Genomic DNA, 17,952 nt, shown 5'->3' with positions numbered 1-17,952 from the left:
CAGGTTACACAACGCTCCGGTCAAATGCTTGAACGTGTGTGGAGCATTACGTCCCTCACAGTCCATCCCTGACTTAGCCTGTGGCTCAGAGCCGTCATCGCGACCACATCTCTCGTCCGACAGCGTTGAAACCTGCCCTCATGTGGAGTCCTCGTACAAAGCCTGCCAGACACACGATCTAGGCGTCAGGCGGGTAGGATGGACGAGATTCTGCCAAAAATACCACCCTCCGAAAGGGGCTCGATTTTGGAGCTTAAGGACTACCTGCGCATTCTTCGGCGAAACTGGGTCTTGATCGTCGCGTGCACCCTTCTCGGGGTTGTGGCCACCGGAACGGCGTCCTTGATCGTTAAACCTCGCTATGTCGCCGAAACAAAGCTATTTGTTGCCCTGCAGAATTCCGGATCTGTCACGGAGCTGCAACAAGGAAACGTGTTCTCCCAGGCACGCGTTGAGTCATACGTCAAAACCGCAACCACGCCCGTTGTTCTTCAGCCAGTAATCGACAGCCTAGGGTTGGAAACCAGCCCTCAGTCACTTGCACAGAACATAGTGGCTAGCTCAGATGAAAAGACAGTCCTCATTACCATCTCAGTGGAAAATGAGTCCCCAGTTCAAGCAGCGGCAATCGCTCAGGCCGTAGGAAGCAGCTTGGTAAATGCCGTGGATGAGTTGGAACGGCCCTCCAGCGGGCAATCATCCCCAGTGCGGCTTTCAATAGTCGCCCCGGCTACAGCGCCGACGACTCCGTCGTCACCGAACCTCCGGCTGAACTTACTCATGGGTCTTGCCTTCGGATTTATCGTGGGGACAGGCTTGGCCTTTTTGAGGGCCGTCTTGGACACAAGGATTCGGGGAGAAGAGGATCTGCGAAGAATCACGGATTCGGCCCTGCTTGGCGGAATCAGCTTCGACTCTGATGCTACAAAGAAACCATTGCTCACCCAGGCCGCACCCCAAAGCGCGCGCGCCGAGTCGTTCCGGCAACTGCGCACGAATCTTCAGTTCGCGCACGTAAGCCACGCCTCGAAAGCCGTCCTTGTCACCTCTTCCCTTCCCGGTGAAGGCAAAAGCACAACCGCAACAAACCTAGCTATAGCTTTGTCGCAGGCTGGACAAACCGTTGCTCTCATCGATGCTGATCTTAGGCGGCCGATGATCGCGGAATATCTCGGGTTGGAGCGCAACGCGGGCCTCACCACGGCGCTGGTTGGGAAGGCGAACGTAGACGACCTTCTTCAACAGTGGGGTAACGACAACCTATATGTCCTCACTGCAGGTCAGATCCCGCCGAATCCCAGCGAACTGTTGGGTACCGACAAGATGAAGCAGCTCATCATAAGGTTGGAAGCGGCCTTTGATGCTGTCATTGTCGACGCTCCTCCGTTGCTGCCTGTAACTGACGCTGCTGTCCTGGCACAACAAGTAGGCGGCATTGTCGTAGTTGTTGGTGCACAAAAAGTACGGACCACCGACCTACAGAAATCGTTGGCTGCCCTAGAGATGGTCAACGCGGATTTGCTGGGTGTAGTACTCAATAGGCTGCCATCAAAGGGTCCCGACTCCTATGCGTACAGTTACTACGGACCGGAGGGTACGCCGAGCACTACAAGAACCAGATCCTCACGGCCCAAGGTTTTCAGCGAAGACTCAAATACTGAATTCGACCGCATCCTACAGGGTGGTTCGACAGAGCCCCAGCGCCTACGCAAAGGGACCGATAAGGATCGTAGTGCCCACTGATAATCTACGAGACCAAAGCGATTCGGCAGGTTCCAATTCATATACGGCCTGCGATGCCAGCTCCTTCCTCCTTGCCGGAGTTCAGGACGACAAAACCAAACATCGGTCGTTTCACCGGGCTCTAAAACGAGCAGCGGTCTTCGCAGCCGTGATAATTGTGCTCGGCCTCGCTTTGGCTGGATGGCTGGCTCATAAAGCAATTGTAATTAGCGACAATCTTTCGGCAGCAAGTAATTTGATCCCGGAGATCAGAAAAGAACTCGTATCGAAGGATCCATCGGCAGCCCGTGAAAAATTCGACCGATTACGGTTCCTAGTCCAGTCCGCAAAAGATTCCGCAACTGATCCAGTCTGGACGGTTGGGCGTTCGCTCCCGTTTATCGGCCCCAATTTTGCCGCAGTGAGCGAAGTGGCCTTGTCCGTTAACGATGTTGTCATGACGGCTGGGGAACCATTGCTTCATGTATCAACTTCTATCGGCTGGGACGCACTCACCCCGATTGACGGCAGATTTAGTTTGGAGCCCCTCGCGATGGCATCGCCAAGCGTTGTCACAGCAGCGAACGCCGTTGAGCTGACATACGCGCGGCTAAAGTCAATAGACCAGTCGCAGCTTCTCCCCGAGGTTAGGCGGCCGCTGTCAGAAGCCACTTCCACCCTTGACGAAGTTCGCGGCGGCCTCAGCGTCGCGGCCGATACGTCCAGAATTCTCCCGTCCATGCTGGGCCGGTCGGGAATGAGGAACTATCTGGTGCTCGTACAGAACAGTGCCGAAGTGCGTGCAACTGGAGGACTGCCTGGCGCCCTTGCGATCCTCCGGGTTGAAGATGGCGCAGTGAGCCTTGCCGCGCAATCTAGCGGTTCTGCCATGGGCAAGTTCACCCCTGCCGTGCCCGTTGCCGCTGAGGAGACGGAAATATATACGGAGCGCCTTGGCTCATATATCAGCGATGTGAATCTTACTCCAAATTTTCCCACGGCAGCATTGTCCGCCAAATCTATGTGGGAGCAACGCCATGGGACGACCGTTGATGGAGTGATCGCGATAGACGCAGTGGTCTTGTCACATATCCTCGACGCCACCGGGCCCATGCATGTCCCCGCCAGCATGATGGATCCTCGACTGCCATCCACCCTCACAGGAAAAAACGTAGTGAAGACGCTTCTTTCCGATGCCTATCTCAGTCTTCCCACCAACGATATGCAGGATGCCTACTTCGCCGCGGTCTCCCAAGAAGTATTCAGAAGGGTCACGTCGGGAAGCGTGCCGGGGGCAAAGCTTGTCGCCGCACTCGGAAAGAGCGCAACTGAGGACCGGCTTTTCGTTTGGAGCGCCCACAAAGACGAACAAGAAGTTTTGGCGTCCACAACCATTGGCGGCTCAATTTCGGGTCCAAACTCTGGTGGGGCTTCCTTTGGGGTCTACTTCAATGATGGAACCGGCGCCAAAATGGACTATTACGTGAGGCGCAAGATCAATCTCGTGACGACATGCCAACTTGACGGTACCAAAAGCGTCAAGGTAAGGGTCACTTTGACAAATACCGCGCCGGCTGATGCTGAGAGGTCTCTACCTGTGTCTGTTACGGGCGGCGGAATTCACGGCACAGCGCCAGGTCGCGTGGCCACCAATGTGATTGCCTACGGGCCAGCACAGGCACGCATTGAGGGAGCTACGCAGAACGGAACCGACTCGGCCGTGGGATCTTTTATCCACAAGGAACGTCCGGTCGGGGTGCTGAGGACGAACCTTGCTCCAGGCCAATCATCCACAGTAGAGTTCGCTTTCTCGAAGATCGTACAAAATGCAGACCCTACCGTGAGGGTTTCGCCGACAACGGAGGACCCCGCTAAGGTCATTGGTTTATCCGAAAGTGACGACATATGTAACGCCGGGTAATAGAGGCTGACAGTGAACCAGAGTTGGAAACAACCAACTTTCACTGCTAATCTTGCCAGTGGGTCGGCCGCTGTCTCACGTGCCGAAAAATGCACTACCCGCACTTAGGCCATCTACATACAACTCTTCTGGGGGAATTATCCATGAAAAAGACCCTTGCGATATTAGCTATAACGGCCGCGCTGACCGCCGCTGGCGCAACGGCAACCCAAGCTTATGTAACACCGGAAACAGCTACGGTTTCCGACCCGGTAGTAGCTCCAGGCGAAACCTTTATCTTCAGTGGTACAGGCATGAACGGCGGTGAACGCGTCGATATTACTGCATCCAACGAAGCTGGACCGTCAGCGCTGGGAACAGGTGGCGGGATTGGTAGCGCCAGTGTCCCCAGCCGCGTTATCGTCCTCTCCGCCGTGGTCAACCTCTCAACAACCGCTGATGCCAGCGGTCGTTTCTCCGTTCCTGTCACTTTGACAGAACCCGGAACGTATACGCTCACGGCAACCGGTGCAGTGTCGGGCACTCAGGTCTCCGCGGTTGTCACTGTAGTGGCGTCTGGCGCCCCTGATGCTGGAGCCGGACTCCCGAATTCGGGTGGTACAGGACTGGCCAACACTGGCGGTACGCCCCTCGCCAACACGGGTGCCGATGCCAGTCTCCTGCTTTGGGGCGCGGCAGGCATTGGGGCTCTCGGTCTCGGGGCCGCAGGTGTCATCATCACGCGCCGTCGTGTGAAGCTTGAGGCATAAGGGCCAGGATTCACCATGAAGGGGTTGGGATCATGCGGATCCCAACCCCTTCATTATGTTATGTGAATTCTTCGTGACGGTTCTGGAGTGACAGGAATCCAGGACATTACGCAGAGAAAAAAAATCGGCACCGATGGCCTAGCCTGCTAATTGGCAACGAGCACATCAGCAGACCACACTTCAGACCAGGATTCTCGTCGAATTTTCCACTCATAGTAGTGATAACCCCGTTGGCAGGGGTCAGAGTAACCACGCTTAGGAGCGACATGCGTATTTCCGTCATCGGTTGCGGCTACCTCGGTGCAGTACACGCTGCAGCAATGGCAACTTTGGGCCACGATGTCATTGGGATAGACGTTGATCGCCACAAGATTGACGAGCTCCAAGCGGGTCGTGCCCCCTTCTTCGAACCCGGCTTACCCGAGATGTTAAGGGAGGCCCAAGCTTCAGGGCGGCTAACCTTCACCACGGACATCTCGGCGGCCGCAACGGCAACCCTCCATTTCGTCTGTGTTGGCACACCACAGCGTAAGGGTGAAAACGCAGCAGACCTGACCTATGTCGATGCCGCTTTTAGTGAACTCACACCGTTCTTGGTTGATGGAGCTATCGTTGTAGGGAAGTCCACAGTCCCAGTAGGCACAGCCGCGCGACTGGCAACAGCTGTCGCGCAAGTGGCACCAAGTGCCATTGTCGCTTGGAACCCCGAATTCTTGAGGGAGGGTCACGCTGTAAATGACACCCTTACGCCGGATCGCCTCGTGTATGGTGTCCCCGCTGGGGAAGATGGCACCACGGCAGCAGCAGCATTAGACGCAGTGTATTCCGCTGCCCTGGCTGAAGGTACACCACGCATAATCGTCGACTATGCAACAGCAGAACTCGTCAAGACTGCTGCAAATTCATTCCTAGCAACCAAGATCTCCTTTATAAACGCCATGGCTGAGCTATGCGAAGCGTCAGGTGCTGACGTCACTCTTCTCGCTGATGCCATCGGGTTGGATGATCGAATCGGCCGCAAATTCCTCAATGCTGGCGTTGGATTCGGCGGTGGATGTCTTCCAAAAGACATTCGGGCATTCATGGCCCGAGCAGGGGAACTGGGAGCCGACCAAGCCCTTACCTTCCTAAGAGAAGTGGATGCCATTAATATGCGCCGCCGCTCTCGCATCGTCGAAATGACTCGTGCGTTGCTCGACGGCACATTGATTGGCAAACGCATAACCGTCCTGGGGGCTGCCTTCAAACCCGAAAGCGATGATGTCCGAGACTCGCCTGCCCTGAGTATTGCTGCGCAGCTTCAGCTACAGGGCGCGACGGTGACTGTAACGGATCCACAGGCCCTTGTAAATGCATCGCAGCGTTTCCCTGAACTAGTTTTCGAACAGGATACAGAGGTCGCGCTTGCGAATGCTGAGGCTGTTCTGCTCCTGACCGAATGGCGTGAATACCAGAACCTCGATCCAATTGCCACGGGGGGAGTTGTGAAAGAAAAGATCATCCTCGACGGTCGTAATGCCCTCAATCCCTCAGTTTGGCGAGAGGCTGGATGGACTTACAAGGGCATCGGCCGACCATGATTGCTGACCTCCGTTTTAGCCCCACCAGAAGCCAGCGGTTCATATTGTCTTGACACCACGACAACTGCCAAGCCGAGGACGAGGACGCTCAGAGACGGGTTTTCCAATGTGTTGGAAGCCAATGCGGGACGGCCTGACGGGTTTGCCTTCGTCTACCTAGAGTCGTATCCGCAAGCTCAGTCTTGCGCGGCAATCATCCCTTCAGGAGTTGCGTCGTCCATTGGTGACCTAGCTACTCGCAAGATGGCCCTTCGTGTGGCTAGTGAGAGCGGTTTTGACTGGCTAAGCCAGCGCTGGTTTCGTCAGGCTCAACCGGCGAATTTGGGCTCGCGCTTCTCCTGGAACGCCCTGAACCCCTCGGCGTAGTCCTCGCTCTTGCACAGCCTCGCCTGCTCGGAGTTCTCCTCCTGCATGGACGCCCACAGGCCCAGGCGCTGGTCGCGGATGTGCGCCACCAGCTCCTTGCTGGCCTTGAACGCGCCGGTGGCCCCGGTCGCCACACGGGAGACGATGGCCCGGGTGGACTCCAGCAGCTCGTCCGCCGGCATCGCCCGGCTGAACATCCCCTGCGCCACGGCTTCGGTTCCGGACATCAGCTCGGCCGTGTAGATCAGGTCCAGCGTGCGGTGCATGCCCAGCCGCTCGGTGAAGTACCAGTGCCCGCCGGAGTCGAGCGTGGCGCCCAGCTTGGCGAACGGCGAGCCGAACTTCGCGTTCTCCGCCACGTACACCACGTCCGTGGCGAGCAGCAGGCCCAGTCCCACGCCCAGGCAGGCACCCTGGGCCGCGGCGAACGTGGGCGCCGGGAACGACGCCATCTTCTGCAGCAGCGGCTGCACCAGCCCGCCCAGGTACGCCTCGGCGTCGTCGCTCTCCGGCGTCACGCCGGAGATGTCCCGGCCCGCGCAGAAGGCGCGGCCCTCTCCCCTGAGCAGCAGCGCCCGTACCTCGCCGCGCGAGGCGGCGGCAGCGGCGTCGTCGTACGCCTGGCTTAAATCCGCCAGCGCCTGCTCGTCGAGCGAGTTCAGCTTGTACGGTGCGTTCAGGACGACTTCGGCGACGCCGTTGTCGATGGAGAGGGAGATCATGGGACTCCTTGGGTTGAGACCGGATGTTCGGAATGTGCCTACACGTCGAAGTCGACCGTGACTTCCTTGCTGGTGGGGTGCGACTGGCAGGTCAGGACGTAGCCCTTGTCCAGCTCATCCTGCTCCAGCGCGTAGTTTTCATCCATGGTCACGCTGCCGGTGACCACCTTGGCCCGGCACGTGCCGCACACTCCCCCGGCGCACGCGAACGGCACGTCCGGGCGCACGCGCAGTGCCGCGTTCAGGATGGACTCGCGGGCGTGCGTGGGGCTGGCCACCTCGCCCTGCAGGCCGTCCAGCTTGAACGTGATCTTGTAGGTGTCCGCCGACGTGTCCTCGATGACGGGACGGCCTGCGTTGCCCTCGGGCCGGTCCGGCTTGCCGGAGGTGAACAGCTCGAAGCGGATGTGCTCCGGCTTCACGCCGCGCTCGGCCAGGGTGTCCCGGCACAGCTGCACCAGTTCGAACGGCCCGCACAGGAACCACTCGTCCACGTCGTCCGCATGGATGGCGGTGCCCAGCAGCGCCCGGAGCTTCTCGGCGTCGATCCGGCCGCTCAGCAGCGGCGCGATCCGCTGCTCGCGGGACAGCACGTGATGCAGCGCCAGGCGCTGCGGGTACTTGTCCTTCAGGTCCGCGAGCTCCTCCAGGAACATCACGTCCATGGCGGCCTTGTTCGCGTAAATCAGGTCGAAGCGGGTGTCCGGGTTCGCGGCCAGCAGCGTGCGGGCGATCGCGATCACCGGGGTGATGCCCGAGCCCGCGGCGATCGCCACGAAATTGCCCGGCTGCCCCGCGAGCTCGCTTGCCATCTGCTGGGGACGGTTCATGGAGTTCATGACGTTCTGTTCAACGGCATGCCCGTCCCGGCCGTGCTTGGAGACGAACGCGCCCATCGGGCTCATCACCTCGAGGGTGTCGCCGGCCTTCAGCTCGGCGTTGGCCCACGTGGAGAACAGGCCGCCCAGATCCTTCTTGATGGCCACCCGGATCTCGCTGCTGCCGTCCTCGAAGCTGCGCGGCTCGGCGCAGATGGAGTAGCTGCGGCGGATCTCCTTCGGCTCGCCGGTCTCATCCGGCAGCGTGGTGCGCAGGGCCACGTACTGGCCCGGCAGGTAGTCGAAGTGCCCGGCCAGCCCGGCCGGCACCGCGAAGGTCACCTCAATGGCGTCCTCGGTGAGCCGGCGCACCTCCGCGACGGTGAGGGAGTGGAAGGACGGACGACGGCGGCCGGTGGCCTGCGCCGTTTCGGCGGCAGTCTGGCGGACAACGGGCATGGGGTTTTCCTTACAGGACTTTGAAGTAGTCGAACGGTTCCTTGCAGTCCTGGCAGACGTACAGCGCCTTGCAGGAGGTGGAACCGAAGCGGGTGAGTTCCTTGGTGTTCAGCGACGAGCACTGCGGGCATTTCACCGCCAGGCTCAGGCGGACCGGCCCGTTATGGCCCAGCGCCGCGCGGCCGCTGGGAGGGGCGATGCCGTACTCCTGCAGCTTGGCCTTGCCGGCGTCCGTCATCCAGTCGGTGGTCCAGGCCGGGGCGAGCACCAGCTCAACATGGACGCTGGGGTAGCCCTCCTTCTGGAACGCGGCCTTGACGTCGTCCCGGATGGCGTCCATCGCCGGGCAGCCCGAGTACGTCGGCGTGATGGTGACCTGGACAGCGGGCACCATCCCGCCGTCGTCGAACAGCCGGACAGCACGGAGGATGCCCAGGTCCTCAATGGTGAGCACGGGGATCTCGGGATCGCAGACGGTGGCGGCGATGGCCCACGCCCTCTGCTCAGCAGTCTCCGCGTGCCGGGTGCCCGGTTCCGATACGTACACGGCAGTCACCAGCTGGCTCCGGGATGCTCGCGGGCCAGCACCTGCATCTCGGCCAGGATGTAGCCCAGGTGTTCCGAGTGCTTGCCGCGGCGGCCGCCGCCCGGCGCCGCCGGAACCTCGGGCACCTCCAGCTCCGCTTCGGCGAGCACCTCTCCGGTGAGGCGGTCAAAGTCGGCCCTCAGGCTGGAAGGCTCGACGGCGGTCCCGGCTTCGGCCAGGCGGGACGTCAGGTCGTCGTCCACGAAGAGCTCCTCGACGTAGGGCCAGATGAGCCGCAGGCCGTGGATGATGCGGCGGCGGGACTCCTCGGTGCCCTGGGCCAGCCGAAGGATCCACTGGGCGCTGTGGTCGCGGTGGTAGTCCACTTCCTTGACGGCCTTGGCGGAGATCGCGGCGAGCGTGGCATCGGCGGACTGGGTCAGCCGGCGGTACAGCTCGAACTGGTAGTAGCTCACCACGAACTGGCGCGCGATGGTGACGGCGAAGTCCCCGTTCGGCTGCTCGAAGAGGTGGGCGGAGCGGAACTCGTGCTCGCGGCGGAAGTAGGCGAGCTCGTCCTCGCTCTTCTCCCACGCTCCCCCGGCGTAGCTGAGGAAGGAGCGGGCATGGCCCAGCTGGTCCAGGGCGATGTTGCCCAGGGCCACGTCCTCCTCCAGCTCCGGCGCGCGGGAGATCCAGTGGCCCAGGCGCTGGGCGAGGATGAGGGCGTCGTCGCCGAGGCGCAGGGCGTACTCGGCCGCGTCCTCGGAGGGCTTCACCAGGCCGGTCCGGACCTCGAGTGCGATGTCCTCCGGGCGGAGGGCGTTGCCCGGCGTGATGCGGGTGGCGCTGGCGGAGGAGTCCCCGCTGCCGGCGACGCCGACGGAGATGTCGCCGTGGCCTTCGGTGTGGGTTTCCGGAGCGGTCACAGGTGCTTCACCCCTTCGCTCTTGGTGTAGTAGGTGGCGTGGCGGTAGTCCTTGCCCTGCGGGGATTCGAAGAACGAGCCCTTCGCGTCGGGGTCGCTGGCGGCGATGGCGTCCGCCGGGACCACCCAGATGGACACGCCCTCGTTGCGGCGGGTGTAGAGGTCGCGGGCGTTGCGCAGGGCCATGGCGGCATCCGGCGCGTGCAGGCTGCCAGCATGGACGTGGCTGAGCCCGCGGCTGGACCGGACGAAGACCTCCCACAGCGGCCAGACGCTGCGGTGCGTTGAGGCTGCCTCGGTGGTGGGGGCCGGAGTTGCCGGGACCTGAGCCGCCGAGCTGTCTATTTCTCCGCCGGAACTTGCCGGTACTTCCGGGTTGCCGTGGGGGATCATGCTGCGTATTCCTTCTGCTTGTTGACCTGCTTGGCCAGCTGTTTTGCCGCGTAAGCGGCCGCTGCCTCACGAACCCAGGCGCCGTCGTCGTGCGCTTCCCGGCGGCGTTCCAGCCGCTGGGCGTTGCAGGGACCGCGGCCGGCAAGGACTTCCTTGAACTCCTCCCAGTCCAGCGGGCCGTGCTCCCACTTCCTGGTCTCTTCGTTGAAGCGGACTTCGCTGTCCGGGAGGGTGAGGCCGAGGACCCGGACCTGCTCCACCATCATGCCGACGAACCGCGAGCGCAGTTCGTCGTTGCTGAAGCGCTTGATGTTCCAGGCCATGGACTGCTTGGAGTTGGGCGAATCGTCATCGGGCGGGCCGAACATCATCAGGGCCGGGGCATACCAGCGGTTCACGGCGTCCTGCGCCATCTGCTTCTGCGCGGGCGTGCCGTTGGAGAGTTCCAGCAGGATCTCGAAGCCCTGGCGCTGGTGGAAGGACTCTTCCTTGCAGATGCGGACCATGGCCCGGCCGTAGGGTCCGTAGGAGGCGCGGCACAGCGGGACCTGGTTGCAGATGGCTGCGCCGTCAACGAGCCAGCCGATGGCGCCCATGTCGGCCCAGGTCAGGGCCGGGTAGTTGAAGATCGAGGAGTAGCGGGCCTTACCGGCGATGAGGTCGTCCATCATCTTGTCGCGGGACTGGCCCAGCGTCTCGGCGGCCGAGTAGAGGTAGAGCCCGTGGCCGGCCTCGTCCTGGACCTTGGCCATGAGAATGGCCTTGCGCTTCAGGCTCGGGGCGCGGGAAATCCAGTTGGCCTCCGGCTGCATGCCGATGATCTCCGAGTGCGCGTGCTGCGAGATCTGGCGCAGCAGGGTCTTGCGGTACGCCGCGGGCATCCAGTCCTTCGGCTCGATCCGGGAGTCGTCTGCCATGACCTTGTCAAAGTACGCCTGGCCTTCCGCCTCCAGCTGCCGCTGGCGTGTTTCGTCCGCCGCGGCGGCTGCCGGCTGGTCAGGCACTGACTGCAGATTCTGCGCTGCCATGGTTGCTCCTATGCATTCACGTCCGTACTCGGAATTTATTTACCGACCGTTCGTTCAGGATATGCGGAAGCGGCGAAGGGCGTCAAGCACGACTGGGGTGCGGGGCGCGGCTGCCTGCGTTCCCAAGTTTGTTCCGCAACCGCCTGTTCACGCCGGTACTCCACGTGCCTAGCATGGAAGGGGCGCTCAAAGTACGGGGATCCTTAGTCCCCGTCCGACGCGTCAACGCCGGCCCCCTCGCCCACGCTCAAGGAGCACATCATGGCGATCTGCGACACCTGCGGGAACGATTACGACAAAGCCTTCACCATCACCAAGGGCGACCAGTCCGCAACCTTCGACAGTTTTGAATGCGCCATCCATGCCATGGCACCGACCTGCGACCACTGCGGCTGCAAGATCCTCGGGCACGGCATCGAGAGCGCAGAGGCAATGTATTGCTGTGCAAACTGCGCCCGGCAGTCAGGCGAGGCCGAAGCGGCGGACCGGATCTAGGAGGCTCGGATCCAGGCGGACCGGATCTAAATGAACCGGGGTACGACGGTTACTGATCCAACGTTGCGCATGGCCTGCTGCACAGCTTGTTCAAGGCTGTGGGTGAGTTTGGCCAGTTGCCCCAGCTCCTCTGCCCCGGTAAGTGGTACGGAGATTTCCACGTGGAGCCGGTGGCCGGACCAGCGCAGCCGGGATGAGGTTCCTTCCGGGGCCACGTTCTCCACCAAGGCGGTGAGCTGGTCGGTGAGGGCGGGGTCGACGCCGTCCATGAGCCGGCGGCCGATGTCCCTGACGGTTCCCCAGAGAAGCACAGCGATGGCTGCGGAGATCAGCAGCCCCACGATGGGGTCGGCGAGGGGGAATCCGAGCCAGATGCCAATGACGCCGCCCACGACGGCCAGGGAGGTGAATCCGTCGGTCCTGGCATGGATGCCGTCTGCGACCAGCGCGGCGGAGCCGATCTTCCGGCCCACGCGTATGCGGTAGACGGCGACCAGCTCGTTGCCGGCGAAGCCGACGATCCCGGCCGCCAGCACCCAGCCGAGGTTCTGGACGGGCTGCGGTTCGAAGAAGCGCCGGATGGATTCAACAGCTGCCACGACGGCGGACAGTGCGATCATGGCAACGATGAACAGTCCGGCCAGGTCCTCGGCCCTGCCGAAGCCGTAGGTATAGGTGCGGGTGCCTGCCCGGCGTCCGAGCAGGAAGGCAATCCAGAGCGGGACCGCCGTCAGCGCATCGGAGAAGTTGTGGACGGTGTCGGCCAGCAATGCCACCGAGCCGCTGGCCAGGACAATGACCAGCTGGAAGATTGACGTGGCGCCGAGCCCCAGGAGGGAGACCTTGACGGCGCGTATGCCTTGGGAGCTGGCCTCCATGGCCGTGTCGATCGAGTCGGCAGCATCGTGGGAGTGCGGCACGAACAGCTCCTGCAACCACCCTTTAAAACCTGTGGCGTGGACGTGCCCCTGCGGCCCGTGGTGGTGGTCCCCGTGGTGCCCATGCTGGGCTTCCTGATCAGCATCGGCGTGTCCGTGTGCATGCGGGTGCACGTCATGGCCGCTGTGCGGCATCTGCTGGCTCATTCCTCAACCTCGGCTGGGATGTTGTGCGGCACGGAGACGTCGTGGGGAGCGGGGACGTCGTGCGGAGCGGAGCTATTGTGCTGCGCCGAGCCGTGGTGGGGTGCGGTGCCGAGGGCATGTTCGGCCTGATGGATGGCGACGGCGACGAGCTGCCAGGCATGGCCATCCTGCAGCCTGTAGTAGACCTTGGTGCCCTCTTGGCGGGTGGCGACCATGCGGGCGAGCCGCATTTTAGCCAGATGCTGCGAGACGGCAGCGGCGGACTTCCCGGCTATTTCGGCGAGGGCATTAACGGGCAACTCCCCGTGGCGAAGCGCAAGAATCAGCCTCACCCTGGTGGCATCGGCCAGCATCGCGAAGACCTCCACCGCCAGCTCCACGTACTGGCTGTCCGGCGTCAGCGTACAAGCTCCGCTATCTGCATTCATACGCAGATAATTGCACAACAGGCCGAGCCGTTCAACTACGCAACAAGGCCCGCGGGCGCTCACGCCCGCGGGCCTTGCCTGGTGCTGCTTACCGGAAGATCTTGTAGGGCCCCCAGCCGCCGCCCTCCCGGGTGCGGGTGCCCCAGGTGCCGTTAAGGATGGGATAGTAGGCAAGCTGGCCGTCGGTGAACCTGGCCATCAGCCCGTATGTACCTGACCCTTGGAAGCCTGCGAGGGTGGTGATGCTGTTGACGCTGCTCCAGCCTCTGCCGATCACGGGGTGCGTGCCAGGCTGGAAAGTTCCCGCGCCGGTTGACCGGTACAGCACGAGGCTGCCGTCGCTGCGCTTGGCCAGGATGTCCTGGGCAGTGTCCCGGTCGTAGTCGGCCATGGTGAGGTAAAGCCCGCTCCAGCCGCCACCGAGTCTGGTGCGGGTTCCCAGGGTCCTTCCGTTGGTGTTGGGATAGTGCCAGAGAACACCCGCCGCGTCATAGGCCACCACGCCGGGGTATGCGTCAGCCTTGCGCCAGCGGCCCACGGTCACCTGGTAGCTGCCCCAGCCGGAGCCGATGACCTGCCCTGCGGCGAATCCTCCTGCTGCCAGTCCCTGGTAGTAGCTCATGCGGCCGTCTGTCCATTGGGCGATCAGGTCAAACACGCCGTCCTGGTTCCAGTCCGTGGCGAAGCCGTTCTTCAGCCCGCTCCAGCCGGAGCCGATCCGCACGCGGGGCAGGAATCCGCCCTGGCCGTTGGCCGGGTAGTTCCAGAGCACCGCGTCGGGTCCCGCGGCCAGGATGTCGGCCGCTCCCCTGATGGAGGAGCTGTTGGCGGGGGCGACGGTGATCGTCCTGGTGGTCGACGTCGAGCCGGCTTCGTTGGTGGCGGTCAGCCTCGCCGTGTAGGTTCCGACGGCGGTGTAGGTGTGGGACGGGTTCTGCGCGGTGGCTGTTTCACCGTCCCCGAACTCCCATGCCCACGAGGTCGGGTCACCGGTGGAGGTGTCCGTGAAGTTCACCGTCAGCGGTGCCGTGCCGGTGGCCGGCGAGGCCGTGAACGCCACGGTCGGGACGCCGTCGGGCGGGTCAACCGTACCCAGGCTGCGGTCCGAGAACCAGTAGCGCTTGGCGACGTGGTCGGTGGCCATGACAACCAGCCCGGTCTCAGCATTCACGCTCTGCTTGGTGCTGGTCACATCGTTTACGTTGGCGGACGCTTCATCTTCGATGACGACCGTGCCGCGGCCGGTCTCGAAGACGGGGTTGTCCATCGAGGCGGTTTTTTCGTAGATGCTGCCTGCCACGCCGGAGAAGGCGCAGCCGCTGACCGAGGTCGAGGGCGCGGTATAGAACGCGCGGACCAGGTTGTTGGCGGTATCGAGCATGATCTGCGGACGGGAAACACAATCCCCGGTCCTGGCAATCGTCGTCTGCTCAAAGGAACCCGTGCCGGGCTTGAACACCACCAGCACCAACTGGACCATATCCGGGGTATGCACGCCTTCGTCGACGGCGGTCTTCACCACTGCGAATACCCGTCCCGTCGAGTCGGCCTGCAGCGATTTGATGTTCAGATGATCATTGACCATCTTGTCTCCCTTGATGGCTTCCTTCACCTGCCACGATGAGGCCGCCACTGGATCCTCGCCGTCCTTGTGAGTGGCCCAGTACGCCGTTCCGGTGGCCTGGTCCGTCCACATGACCCCGATTTCATCGCCCTTGAAAGCCACGACGGCCGAGAGGTCATCCGGCGTCGGATTCGGGTCCACAGCCCCGGGCACCACGAACGGCGTCCCCCATCCGGTGCCACCGGGCTGGGACTTGTTGACATAGACGGTGCTGGTGCCGGTGACCTGCGTCCAGGTGGCCCAGATCGCTCCGGTGGAGTCCTTGGCAATGGTCAGCGTCTCGCTGCTGCTGCCAGAGATGACGGTGGGGAACCCAGTGTCCAGCGTGTAGGCGCCGCCGGCGTAGCTGTAGCGGTACAACCTGGCCTGGGCTGTGATGGAGCTGCCTGTCGTCACGACGTTGGAGGCGATGTACAGGTGGGTGCCGTCCCAGAGTGTGTCCGAGGACGTAGTGCCCCGGCTGTCGCTCCGGACCCCGGTGTCCACCCAGGTGGCTGCTTCCCGGTCCAGCCGGTAGATGCTCCAGCCGCTGCCGGTGGTCCACATGTTCGCCCACCAGGACCCGTCGTTCCACCACAGCTTGCTCTGCGGTTTATCGGACGTCGGAGGGTTATTGACCCCCGAATAGGTGATGCTCGGCGTTCCGACAGTGGCCGCCTGGGCGGCGGTGGAAGTACCCACCAGGCCCCCTGCGACAACAATGGACAGGGCGACCAATTGGCTCAGTCGGCGGAGGGTCTTCTTCATCTTGCTCGGCGTTTCTGTTGGGCGGTGAAAAGTATCTGTTCATCCGGATCGGGCAGCACCTGATCCAGGATCCGCGTGGGCCCATCCACCTTGTGGCCCGGGCCCACGTGAACTGCGATAGCAATTCATGGTGCACCGGCAAACTCTTGAAAACCTTGGAGAAAATCCCGCTGCAGGGAATGCCCCACCGTTGTTGGGGGTTTTTGGTTTACCTGACAGTGAGCAGGCGTGCCTAGCTCATTCTCACCGGAAGATCCCGTCCCTACCGGAAGATGTAGTACGGCCCCCAGCCGCCGCCCTCCAGGGTGCGGGTGCCCCAGGTGCCGTTAAGGATGGGGTAGTAGGCAAGCTGGCCGTCGGTGAACCGGGCCATCAGCCCGTAGGTGCCGGCGCCCTGAAAGCCTGCGACCGTGCTGATGCTGTTGATGCTGTTCCAGCCGCCACCGACGGCGGGATACGGTCCGGGCTGAAAAGTTCCCACGCCGGTTGAGCGGTACAGCACCAGGACGCCGTCGCTGCGCTTGGCCAGGATGTCCTGGGCGCTGTCCCGGTCGTAGTCGGCCATAGTGAGGTAAAGCCCGCCCCAGCCGCCACCGAGTCTGGTGCGGGTTCCCAGCGTCCTTCCGTTGGTGTTGGGATAGTGCCAGAGAACACCCGCCGCGTCATAGGCCACTACGCCGGGGTATGTATCAGCCTTGCGCCAGCGTCCCACGGTCAGCTGGTAGCTGCCCCAGCCGGAGCCGATGACCTGCCCTGCGGCGAATCCTCCTGCTGCCAGTCCCTGGTAGTAGCTCATGCGGCCGTCTGTCCATTGGGCGATCAGGTCGAACACGCCGTCGTGGTTCCAGTCCGTGACGAAGCCGTCCTTCAGCCCGTTCCAGCCGGAGCCGATCCGAATCCGGGGCAGGAATCCGCCCTGGCCGTTGGCCGGGTAGTTCCAGAGCACCCCGTCGGGTCCCGCGGCCAGGGTGTCAGCCGCTCCCCTGATGGAGGCATCAGCCGGCGTGTGCGGCGGGCCGTCGTCGGCCGGACTGACGGTGATCGTCGTCGTGGCTGTTGATGTGCCGGCTTCGTTGGCGGCGGTCAGCGTCGCCGTGTAGGTCCCGGCGGCCGTGTAGGTGTGGGACGGGTGCTGCGCGGTTGCCGTTTCACCGTCACCGAAATCCCACGCCCAGGACGTCGTATCCGAGGTGGAGGAGTCCGTAAACTCCACCGTCAGGGGGGCCGTGCCCGAAGTCGGAGCGGCGGTGAATGAGGCGATCGGCGCCGTCTCCTCGGGCGGGTCCACCGTGCCGAGGCTGCGGTCCGAGAACCAGTAGCGCTTGGCGACGTGGTCGGTGGCCATCACGACGATCCCGGTCGCAGCGTTCACGCTCTGCTTGGTGCTGGTCACGTCGTTCATGTTGGCCGAGCTGGCGTCCTCGATGACCGGGGTGCCGCGCCCGGTGCCAAACACCGGGTTGTCCATGTCCGCGGTCTTCTCGTAGATGCTGCCGGGCACCCCGGAAAACGCGCAGCCGCTGACCGTGCTCGAGGGCGCGGTGTGGAAGGCGCGGATCAGGTTGTTGGCGGTATCGAGCATGATCTGCGGACGCGTAACACAATCCCCGGTCCGGGCGATTGTGGTCTGCTCAAAGGCCCCCGTGCCCGGCTTGAACACCACCAGCACCAGCTGGGCCAGGTCCGGATCGGAGGAGCCGTCATCGAGGCCGGTCTTCACCGCGGCATAGACCCGGCCGGTCGCATCGGCCTGCAGCGTCTTGATGTTCAGATGGTCATCAACCTGCCGGTTCCCGCGGATGGCTTCCCGGTGCCGCCACGACGACGCGGCCCTCGGATCGGTCCCGTCTCTGTGGGTGGCCCAGTGCGCGGTCCCGGTGGCCTGGTCCGTCCACATGATCCCGATTTCATCGCCCTTGAAGGCCACGATGGCCGAGAGATCGTCCGGCGTCGGGTTCGGATCCGCCGCCCCGGGCACCACGAACGGGGTCCCCCAGCCCCTGCCGCCGGGCAGGGAGCTGTTGACGAAAACGGTGCTGGTGCTGCCGGAGACTTGCGTCCAGGTGGCCCAGATGACGCCGGTGGAGTCTTGGGCAATGGTCAGCGTCTCGCTGCTGCTGTTCGAGATGGTCTCGGGGAATCGTTCGTCCAGCGAGTAGCTCCCGCCGGAGTAGCTGTAGCGGTACAGTCTGGCCTGGCCTGTCACCGAGCTGTCTGTCGTCACCACGTTGGATGCGATGTACAGCTTGCTGCCGTCCCACAACGTGTCCGATGAACTGCTGCCCCGGCTGTCGCTCCGGACTCCGGTGTCCACCCACCTGGCCGTGCCCCGGTCCAGCCGGTAAATGCTCCACCCGCTGC

Annotated in this window: 15 protein-coding genes; 5 read left to right on the top strand and 10 right to left on the bottom strand. The window is 63.0% G+C overall.

Annotated elements, in window-relative coordinates:
* Window positions 1-198: 198 nt before the first annotated feature.
* The 4 genes from AC6CH3_RS15920 (at window position 199) to AC6CH3_RS15905 (ending at window position 5,972) form a co-directional block, all read left to right on the top strand.
* Entirely contained in the window at window positions 199-1,743 is a 1,545-nt protein-coding gene (locus tag AC6CH3_RS15920) for a tyrosine-protein kinase domain-containing protein (RefSeq protein ID WP_498133336.1), read from the top strand.
* Complete coding sequence (locus tag AC6CH3_RS15915; RefSeq protein WP_498133335.1) at window positions 1,733-3,643, top strand: DUF4012 domain-containing protein; 1,911 nt, start codon at window positions 1,733-1,735, stop codon at window positions 3,641-3,643. The genes AC6CH3_RS15920 and AC6CH3_RS15915 overlap by 11 nt, the downstream gene beginning before the upstream one ends.
* A 143-nt stretch (window positions 3,644-3,786) precedes the next feature.
* Window positions 3,787-4,392: an LPXTG cell wall anchor domain-containing protein gene (locus tag AC6CH3_RS15910; RefSeq protein WP_498133334.1), complete on the top strand. Its 606-nt coding sequence runs from the start codon at window positions 3,787-3,789 to the stop codon at window positions 4,390-4,392.
* A gap of 266 nt (window positions 4,393-4,658) precedes the next feature.
* Window positions 4,659-5,972 (top strand): UDP-glucose dehydrogenase family protein, encoded by a 1,314-nt coding sequence (locus tag AC6CH3_RS15905; protein WP_498133333.1) that lies wholly within the window; start codon window positions 4,659-4,661, stop codon window positions 5,970-5,972.
* Window positions 5,973-6,280: 308 nt separating this feature from the next.
* Here the strand turns inward: AC6CH3_RS15905 and AC6CH3_RS15900 are convergent, their stop codons facing one another.
* Genes AC6CH3_RS15900 through paaA form a run of 6 tightly spaced genes read right to left on the bottom strand, consistent with a single transcriptional unit; the run spans window position 6,281 to window position 11,212 of the window.
* A complete protein-coding gene (locus AC6CH3_RS15900) occupies window positions 6,281-7,060 on the bottom strand; it encodes an enoyl-CoA hydratase/isomerase family protein (RefSeq protein WP_498133332.1) in 780 nt (259 codons plus the stop codon).
* 38 nt (window positions 7,061-7,098) lie between these two features.
* Window positions 7,099-8,337 carry a 1,2-phenylacetyl-CoA epoxidase subunit PaaE gene (gene paaE, locus AC6CH3_RS15895; RefSeq protein WP_498133331.1) on the bottom strand — a complete coding sequence of 413 codons (1,239 nt, stop codon included), beginning with the start codon at window positions 8,335-8,337 and terminating at the stop codon, window positions 7,099-7,101.
* 10 nt (window positions 8,338-8,347) lie between these two features.
* Window positions 8,348-8,893, bottom strand: coding sequence for a 1,2-phenylacetyl-CoA epoxidase subunit PaaD (gene paaD / locus AC6CH3_RS15890; RefSeq protein ID WP_498133330.1), 546 nt, complete (start codon window positions 8,891-8,893; stop codon window positions 8,348-8,350).
* Window positions 8,890-9,792 carry a 1,2-phenylacetyl-CoA epoxidase subunit PaaC gene (gene paaC, locus AC6CH3_RS15885; protein WP_498133329.1) on the bottom strand — a complete coding sequence of 301 codons (903 nt, stop codon included), beginning with the start codon at window positions 9,790-9,792 and terminating at the stop codon, window positions 8,890-8,892. Before paaC ends, paaD begins: the two co-directional genes overlap by 4 nt.
* The gene (paaB, locus tag AC6CH3_RS15880) at window positions 9,789-10,184 is read right to left on the bottom strand and encodes a 1,2-phenylacetyl-CoA epoxidase subunit PaaB (RefSeq protein ID WP_498133328.1); all 396 of its coding nucleotides are present in this window, start codon (window positions 10,182-10,184) and stop codon (window positions 9,789-9,791) included. The genes paaC and paaB overlap by 4 nt, the downstream gene beginning before the upstream one ends.
* A complete protein-coding gene (paaA, locus tag AC6CH3_RS15875; RefSeq protein WP_498133327.1) occupies window positions 10,181-11,212 on the bottom strand; it encodes a 1,2-phenylacetyl-CoA epoxidase subunit PaaA in 1,032 nt (343 codons plus the stop codon). Before paaA ends, paaB begins: the two co-directional genes overlap by 4 nt.
* 261 nt (window positions 11,213-11,473) lie before the next feature.
* Here paaA and AC6CH3_RS15870 point away from each other — a divergent pair, with 261 nt between their 5' ends.
* The gene (locus tag AC6CH3_RS15870; protein WP_498133326.1) at window positions 11,474-11,707 is read left to right on the top strand and encodes a metallothionein; all 234 of its coding nucleotides are present in this window, start codon (window positions 11,474-11,476) and stop codon (window positions 11,705-11,707) included.
* A 26-nt stretch (window positions 11,708-11,733) separates the two neighbouring features.
* Here AC6CH3_RS15870 and AC6CH3_RS15865 read toward each other — a convergent pair whose 3' ends face one another.
* The 4 genes from AC6CH3_RS15865 to AC6CH3_RS15850 form a co-directional block, all read right to left on the bottom strand.
* Window positions 11,734-12,792, bottom strand: a complete 1,059-nt coding sequence (locus AC6CH3_RS15865; protein WP_498133325.1) for a cation diffusion facilitator family transporter — start codon at window positions 12,790-12,792, stop codon at window positions 11,734-11,736.
* The gene (locus AC6CH3_RS15860) at window positions 12,789-13,220 is read right to left on the bottom strand and encodes an ArsR/SmtB family transcription factor (protein WP_498133324.1); all 432 of its coding nucleotides are present in this window, start codon (window positions 13,218-13,220) and stop codon (window positions 12,789-12,791) included. Before AC6CH3_RS15860 ends, AC6CH3_RS15865 begins: the two co-directional genes overlap by 4 nt.
* Before the next feature lie 88 nt (window positions 13,221-13,308).
* Complete coding sequence (locus tag AC6CH3_RS15855; protein ID WP_498133323.1) at window positions 13,309-15,591, bottom strand: PKD domain-containing protein; 2,283 nt, start codon at window positions 15,589-15,591, stop codon at window positions 13,309-13,311.
* Between the two features lie 262 nt (window positions 15,592-15,853).
* On the bottom strand, window positions 15,854-17,952 hold a 2,099-nt coding region (locus AC6CH3_RS15850; RefSeq protein WP_498133322.1), incomplete at its 5' end, for a PKD domain-containing protein.

Source organism: Arthrobacter sp. GQ119 (assembly GCF_059759125.1).
The sequence above is the reverse complement of the archived record's forward strand: the minus strand, read 5'-3'. Positions and strand labels throughout refer to the sequence as shown.